Source organism: Streptomyces purpurogeneiscleroticus, assembly GCF_020024005.1.
Lineage (GTDB): Bacteria > Actinomycetota > Actinomycetes > Streptomycetales > Streptomycetaceae > Streptomyces > Streptomyces purpurogeneiscleroticus.
On the sequence record NZ_NHSG01000243.1, the window covers coordinates 22,726 to 29,753 of the forward strand.

A 7,028-nucleotide genomic window follows, 5' to 3' on the forward strand; every position below is an offset into this window, starting at 1 on the left:
CGTCAGCCGTCGTCCGCCCCCCCACTCCGCAGCCGGCAGCCGTCCGACCACCGAGCGAAGGGCCGTGAGTCCATGGTGTTCCGCAGCGAGTACCCCGATGTCGCACCGCTCGACCTGCCCATCCACGAAGCAGTACTGGGCCACTCGGCCGTCGCGCACGCCGACCGGGTGGCCCTGGTCGACGGCCTGACCGGCACCACCCTCAGCTACGCCGGGCTGGACGCCCGCACTCGCCGGCTCGCCGCGGCCCTCGCCGAAGCGGGCGTCCGCAAGGGCGATGTGCTGGCCCTGCACAGCCCGAACTCCCTCGCGTACCCCCTCGTCTGTTACGCCGCCTCGCGCTGCGGCGCCGTCGTCACGCCCGTCCATCCGCTTGCCACCGCGGACGAGGTGGCGAAGCAACTGCGCGACTCGGGCGCCCGCTGGCTGGTGACGGTCTCGATGCTGCTGGCCACCGCCCGGACCGCGGCGGAGAAGTGCGGCGGCGTGACGGAGATCTTCGTCTGCGACGGGGCCGAGGGCCACCGCTCCCTGGCCGACCTGCTGGCCACCGAGGCGCCCGAGCCGCAGGTCGCGATCGACCCGGCCGAGGACCTGGCCTGCCTGCCGTACTCCTCCGGTACCACCGGCGCGCCCAAGGGCGTGATGCTCACCCATCGCAACATCGCCACCAACCTCGTCCAGCTGGAGGGCGTCCTCAGCGGCGGCCCCGGCGACCGCATTCTCGCGGTGCTCCCCTTCTTTCACATCTACGGGATGACCGCGCTGATGAACGCCCCGCTCCGGCAGGGCGCCACCGTCGTCGTCCTGCCCCGCTTCGACCTCGACACCTTCCTGACCGCCATCGAGACCCACCGGGTCAACGCGATCTACGTGGCCCCGCCGATCGTCCTGGCGCTCGCCAAGCACCCGGCCGTCGCGGGCCGGGACCTCTCCTCGCTGGAGTACGTGCTCAGCGCGGCCGCGCCGCTGGACGCCGACCTGGCGGCCGCGTGCGCCGGCCGGCTGAGACTGCCGCCGCTCCTCCAGGCGTACGGCATGACCGAACTCTCGCCCGGCACCCACGTCGTGCCGCGGGACGCCGACGAGGCGCCGCCCGGCACGGTCGGCAAGCTGCTGCCCGGTACCGAGATGCGCATCCTCGACCTGGACGGCGGCGCCGACCTCGGCCCGGACGCCACCGGCGAGATCCTCATCCGCGGCCCCCAGGTCATGAAGGGCTATCTGGGCCGCCCCGAGGCCACCGACGCCATGATCGACGCCGAGGGCTGGCTGCACACGGGCGACATCGGCTACTGCGACGCGGACGGCTGGCTGTACGTCGTCGACCGGGTCAAGGAACTGATCAAGTACAAGGGGTACCAGGTGGCCCCCGCCGACCTGGAGGCGCTGCTCCTCCAGCACGAGGACATCGCCGACGCGGCCGTCATCGGCGTGACCGACGCCGACGGCAACGAGATCCCCAAGGCGTACGTCGTGCCGCAGCCGGGGTCCCTGCTCACCGAGGAGGAGATCATCGCGTACGTTGCGGCCCGGGTGGCCCCCTACAAGAAGATCCGGCGGGTGGAGTTCACGGACACCGTGCCGCGCGCCGTCAGCGGCAAGATCCTGCGGCGCGAACTCCGCGCCCGGGAAAGGAGGACCGCATGACGCTCGTTCACCGTTCCCACGAGCGCGGCATCACCACCCTCACCCTCGACTCGCCCCACAACCGCAACGCGCTCTCCGCCGCCCTGGTCACCGAGCTCCACCAGGCACTGGCCGATGCCGTCGAGGACCCCGAAACCCGGGCCGTCGTCCTGACCCACACCGGCACCACGTTCTGCGCCGGCGCCGACCTCTCCGAAGCGGCATCGGGCGCGGCCGAGGACGGCCCGCTGGGGCTGGCCCGCCTCCTCCGCACGCTCGTCGAGCTGCCCAGGCCCGTCGTCGCCCGGGTCACGGGTCATGTACGGGCCGGCGGCCTGGGCCTCCTGGCCGCCTGCGATATTTCCGTGGCGGGCCCCGCCGCGACCTTCGCCTTCACCGAGGCGCGACTCGGCCTCGCCCCCGCGGTGATCTCCATGCCGGTACTGCCCCGCATGGACCCCCGGGCCGCCTCCCGCTACTACCTCACCGGCGAACGCTTCGACGCCACGGAGGCGGCCCGTACGGGCCTGATCACCCTGGCCGCGGAGGACGTGGACGAGGCACTCGCCCCCCTCCTCGCCGGTCTCCGCAAGGCATCCCCCCAGGGACTGGCCGAATCCAAGCGGCTCACCACGGCCGATACGCTCCGCACCTTCGACCGCGACACTGCCGCCCTGGCCGGCCTGTCGGCCCGCCTATTCTCCTCGGACGAAGCACGGGAGGGCATGACGGCCTTCCTCGAACGCCGGGAGCCATCATGGTCACGATGACCTCACCACGCCGAGAACCCCAGCAGGAACGCAGCCGCGCCACCCGCCGCAAGCTCCTCGAAGCCGCCGTCTCCTGCCTGGCGGAACATGGCTGGGCGGGCTCCACGGTCTCGGTCGTGGCCGAACGCGCCGGCGTCTCCCGGGGTGCAGCGCAGCACCACTTCCCCACCCGCGAAGACCTCTTCACGGCGGCGGTCGAATACGTGGCCGAGGAACGCTCTCAGGCCCTCCGTACCCTCTTCCCCGCCTCCGCGCCGGCCGACCGCCGGGCCGTGGTCGCCGCCGTCGTGGACCTCTACACCGGCCCGCTCTTCCGGGCCGCGCTGCACCTCTGGGTCGCCGCAGCCAACGAGGACCAGCTGCATGGCCGGGTCACCGAACTGGAGGCCCGCGTCGGCCGCGAGTCGCACCGCATCGCCGTGGAACTCCTGGGCGCCGACGAGTCGGTCCCCGGTGTACGCGAAACCGTCCAGGGCCTCCTCGACATGGCCCGGGGCCTGGGGCTGGCCACTCTCCTCAGCGACGACACCCCCCGCCGCGAACGCGTAGTGGCCCAGTGGTCCCGTCTCCTGGACGGGGCACTGGGCCACTGAGGGCGCCGGCCGTCAGCTACGGCTCTCCGGCCGTCAGCGGGCCGAGATGTCCTCGTACCCGGAGATGTCGCGCGGGCTGCGCGCCGCCGGTCCCACGTACCGGGCGGAGGGCCGCACCAGCCGGCCGGTCCGCTTCTGCTCCAGGATGTGCGCGCTCCAGCCGGCCGTCCGGGCGCAGGTGAACATCGACGTGAACATGTGCGCCGGGACCTCGGCGAAGTCCAGCGTGATCGCCGCCCAGAACTCCACGTTGGTCGCGAGAATCCGGTCGGGCCGGCGGTTGTGCAGCTCTTCCAGCGCCGCCTTCTCCAGTGCCTCGGCGACCTCGAAGCGCGGCGCGCCCAGCTCCTTGGCCGTCCGGCGCAGCACGCGCGCCCGCGGGTCCTCCGCGCGGTACACCCGGTGCCCGAAGCCCATCAGCCGCTCGCCGCGGTCCAGCGCCTGCTTCACGTACGCCTTCGCGTCACCGGTGCGCTCGATCTCCTCGATCATGCCCAGTACGCGGGACGGCGCGCCGCCGTGCAGCGGACCGGACATCGCGCCCACCGCACCCGAGAGCGCGGCGGCCACGTCGGCACCCGTGGAGGCGATGACGCGGGCGGTGAAGGTCGAGGCGTTCATGCCGTGCTCGGCGGCCGACGTCCAGTACGCGTCGACGGCCTTCACGTGCTTGGGGTCGGGCTCGCCCCGCCACCGCTTCATGAACCGCTCGACGATGGTGTCCGCCTTGTCGATCTCCTTCTGCGGGACCATCGGCAGGCCCTGGCCGCGGGCCGACTGGGCGACGTAGGACAGGGCCATGACGGCGGCGCGCGCCAGATTGTCGCGCGCCTCGGCCTCATCGATGTCCAGCAGCGGTTTCAGGCCCCATACCGGGGCGAGCATCGCCAGCGCGGACTGGACGTCGACGCGGATGTCGCCGGAGTGCACGGGGATCGGGAACGGCTCGGCCGGCGGCAGGCCGGGGTTGAACGCCCCGTCGACCAGCAGGCCCCACACGTTCCCGAACGACACCTTGCCGACCAGGTCTTCGATGTCGACGCCGCGGTACCGCAGCGAGCCGCCTTCCTTGTCAGGTTCGGCGATCTCCGTCTCGAACGCGACGACTCCTTCGAGTCCGGGTACGAAGTCGGACATCAGGCTGCTCCTCAAGCTAGGGACGGCGCGTCGGCTCGTGGCCGCGCTGCCGTTCGGTCGGGGCCGTGCGGTCATGTGCGCTGCGGTCGTCGGTGCTCCTTGCCTGGACTGCTCGCGCTCGCCCGGCGGTCCCCGCGTTTCCGGTCGGACCGCGGCGGGGACGGCGCGTCACTGGTTCGTTCCGGCGTTCCGGGGGCGGACACCATATCTCCGGATGTCCGGAGCCCACAGCGTCCCAGCAGACGATTTTGGTGGTTTCCCCACATGCGGGGAAGCGTGACATCCGGCACACTGTGCGATTTCCCAACGGGAGGGTTACACGCCACCGAAGACGGGCAGACTGCCTGGCCACGAGTGGCTCACGAGCCTGCCGCCGACCGCCCGCGCGACCCGGCCGATGCTGCAAGATATGCCCGTGCACTCTGCCGACGCCGCATCCGCAGCCCACCACCCCGACCCCGCCTCGATGCGCGCCCAGTACCGCGCGCACGGCCTCGCCGAGGAAGATCTCGCCGGCACTCCGTACGAACAGTTCGCGCGCTGGTTCAAAGAAGCGGCCGCGAGCGGCATACATGAGCCCAACGCCATGGTCGTCTCCACGGCGGACGCCGCCGGGCGGCCCAGCTCCCGCACCGTCCTGCTGAAGGCGTTCGACGACCGCGGCTTCGTCTTCTTCACCAATTACGCCAGCCGCAAGGGCCGCGACCTCGCCGGGAACCCGGCCGTCTCGCTGCTCTTCCCCTGGCACCCGCTCGCCCGCCAGGTCATCGTCGGCGGCACCGCCGAACGCATCGGCCGCGACGAGACCGCCGCGTACTTCCGCACCCGCCCGCACGGCTCCCAGCTGGGCGCCTGGGCCAGCGAGCAGTCCTCGGTGGTCGGCTCCCGCGAGGAGCTGGAGCGGGCCTACGCGGAGCTCACGGCCCGCTACCCCGAGGGCGAGCAGGTGCCGGCGCCGCCGCACTGGGGCGGCTACCGGGTCGCCGCCGAGTCCGTGGAGTTCTGGCAGGGGCGCGAGAACCGCCTGCACGACCGGCTGCGGTACGTGCGCACGGAGGCGGGCTGGACGGTGGAGCGGCTGGCGCCCTGAGGGGCCGGCCGGGCCCGGAAGCGTCCGGAGACGCAGACGACCCGCGGGCCACTGCCCCGGCGCCCTGAGGCGTCGGGGGCCGGTCGGACGAACCGGCGGCCCGCGGGTCGGGTGACTGCTGGGGATTGGCCGGCTGCGCACAGGTCTCGTGCGCTGGTCCGGCGCTGCACTGAGTGAAGCGACGGGCCGCTAGCCCGCAGCCACCTCACGCGTCCGGTGTGCATACATCTGCCGAACCACCTCCCTTCTCGTGTGCACCACACACTAGGAACCCGTCCGGCTCCTCACAACCGAATTTCCGGCGTGCATCGATTTCGCGGAATGGGGTGTGGGCTGTGTCACGTTCCAGTTGAATGATCCGACGTGCAGCACGTGCAGCCGCGTCCAGCAGGGGGTGCCAGTGACTGCTTCGTCCCGCCACTTCAATGCCGCGCTGCCCGGGGAACCGGGCCGCCCGGACCAGAGCCACGACCAGGGAGCGGACACGGACCCGCCGCCGCCACCCGACAGTGAGGACTCCGGCCTGCTCGCCGCCCTCCTGGACGGCATGGACGCCGCCCTGTGCGCCCTCGACGCCGACGGCACCGTCACCCACTGGAACCGCGAGGCCGAGCGCATCCTCGGCTGGACCGCCGCCGAGGCGGTCGGCCGCGAGGGGCTGGCCGGCTGGGCGGTGCGCGCCGAGGACGCCGACGAGGTGCACGCGGCGCTGATGGCCGCGATGACCTCCCCGGGCCGCCAGGTGCACGAGTTCGCGCTGCTCACCAAGGAGGGCGGCCGGGTCCTCGTACGGACCCAGTCCTCGGCCGTCACCGGCGCCGACGGCGCGCCCGCCGGCGTGTACTGCGCCTTCAGCGAGGTCCACACCCAGATCGACCTCGAACGCTCCATCGCGCTCAGCGAAGCCCTCTTCGACGACGCGTCCTGGGGCGTGGTGCTCGTCGACGCCGACCTGCGCCCCGCCGTGGTCAACGCCCACGCCGCGCGCGCCCTGGGCCTCGGGCGCACGCACGTCCTCGGCCGCCCGCTGGGCGATCTGCTGGCCCAGGGCGTCGAGGAGCTGGAGGCCGCGCTCCAGCACGTACTGGCGGAGGGCGCGCCCCCGGCCGCCACCGAGCTGTGGGTGACGCTCCGCTCCGAGGAGGCCGAGGAGCCCCGCCGGTGCTGGCGCAGCGGCTTCCTGCGGCTGGCGTCGCCGCTCGCCGAGGAGCCTGTCCCGCTCGGCGTCGGCTGGCTCTTCCAGGACATCACCGACCTCAAGCGCACCGAACAGGACAGTTCGCTGCTGCGCTTCCGCGCCAACCAGCTGCACCGCGCGGGTCGCGCGGCCGCCGAGTGCGAGGACCCGGAGGAGGCGGCCGCCGTCCACCTCGACTTCGCGCTGGCCGGCTTCGCCGACCACGGCCTGGTCGATCTCGCCATGTCCCCCTCGCCCGCCGGTCCGCCGCTCTCCGGCATGGACGCGACCACGCCCATCGAGGACGCGGATCTGGCGGCGGCTCCCGACGACGCGACCGAGCCCGCGCCCCGGCTGATCCGCATGCTCGCCTCGCCCGCGGGCGCGCCCGGGCCCGCGCAGCCGGTCACGGGGACCGGCATCCCGCTGACGTACGTACCGGGTCACCCGGCCGTCCAGGCGTACCGGCGCCGCGGTTCGGTGCGGGCCAGCGCGGGTCTGGCGGTCACGCCGGAGGGCTGGGCGGCGGCCCGCAAGTGGCCCGAGGGCACGGTGCACGGCGATCTCCGTCTCGAACGCGACGACTCCTTCGAGTCCGGGTACGAAGTCGGACATCAGGCTGCTCCTCAAGC

At 72.9% G+C, this 7,028-nt stretch carries 6 protein-coding genes; 5 read left to right on the top strand and 1 reads right to left on the bottom strand.

The window, feature by feature from the left end; translation table 11 throughout:
• The first annotated feature begins 72 nt into the window (after positions 1–72).
• The 3 genes from CCS38_RS15730 to CCS38_RS15740 are packed head-to-tail and all read left to right on the top strand — an operon-like array spanning position 73 to position 2,992.
• Positions 73–1,650, top strand: a complete 1,578-nt coding sequence (locus CCS38_RS15730; protein ID WP_223733894.1) for an AMP-binding protein — start codon at positions 73–75, stop codon at positions 1,648–1,650.
• Positions 1,647–2,399: an enoyl-CoA hydratase family protein gene (locus tag CCS38_RS15735; RefSeq protein ID WP_223733895.1), complete on the top strand. Its 753-nt coding sequence runs from the start codon at positions 1,647–1,649 to the stop codon at positions 2,397–2,399. The genes CCS38_RS15730 and CCS38_RS15735 overlap by 4 nt, the downstream gene beginning before the upstream one ends.
• Positions 2,387–2,992 carry a TetR/AcrR family transcriptional regulator gene (locus CCS38_RS15740; protein WP_223733896.1) on the top strand — a complete coding sequence of 202 codons (606 nt, stop codon included), beginning with the start codon at positions 2,387–2,389 and terminating at the stop codon, positions 2,990–2,992. The genes CCS38_RS15735 and CCS38_RS15740 overlap by 13 nt, the downstream gene beginning before the upstream one ends.
• Positions 2,993–3,025: 33 nt before the next feature.
• Here the strand turns inward: CCS38_RS15740 and CCS38_RS15745 are convergent, their stop codons facing one another.
• Positions 3,026–4,129, bottom strand: a complete 1,104-nt coding sequence (locus CCS38_RS15745) for a citrate synthase 2 (protein WP_223733897.1) — start codon at positions 4,127–4,129, stop codon at positions 3,026–3,028.
• A gap of 409 nt (positions 4,130–4,538) precedes the next feature.
• Here CCS38_RS15745 and pdxH point away from each other — a divergent pair, with 409 nt between their 5' ends.
• Both pdxH and CCS38_RS15755 read left to right on the top strand, forming a co-directional pair.
• Positions 4,539–5,219 (top strand): pyridoxamine 5'-phosphate oxidase, encoded by a 681-nt coding sequence (gene pdxH, locus CCS38_RS15750; RefSeq protein ID WP_372457084.1) that lies wholly within the window; start codon positions 4,539–4,541, stop codon positions 5,217–5,219.
• A 547-nt stretch (positions 5,220–5,766) separates the two neighbouring features.
• On the top strand, positions 5,767–7,028 hold a 1,262-nt coding region (locus CCS38_RS15755; RefSeq protein ID WP_372457085.1), incomplete at its 3' end, for a PAS domain-containing protein.

Excerpts from the sequence above, each read along its gene's own strand:
- CCS38_RS15730 (WP_223733894.1), top strand. The coding sequence starts at position 73 with ATGGTGTTCCGCAGCGAGTACCCCGATGTCGCACCGCTCGACCTGCCC.
- CCS38_RS15735 (WP_223733895.1), top strand. The coding sequence starts at position 1,647 with ATGACGCTCGTTCACCGTTCCCACGAGCGCGGCATCACCACCCTCACC.
- CCS38_RS15740 (WP_223733896.1), top strand. The coding sequence starts at position 2,387 with ATGGTCACGATGACCTCACCACGCCGAGAACCCCAGCAGGAACGCAGC.
- CCS38_RS15745 (WP_223733897.1), bottom strand. The coding sequence starts at position 4,129 with ATGTCCGACTTCGTACCCGGACTCGAAGGAGTCGTCGCGTTCGAGACG.
- pdxH (WP_372457084.1), top strand. The coding sequence starts at position 4,539 with ATGCCCGTGCACTCTGCCGACGCCGCATCCGCAGCCCACCACCCCGAC.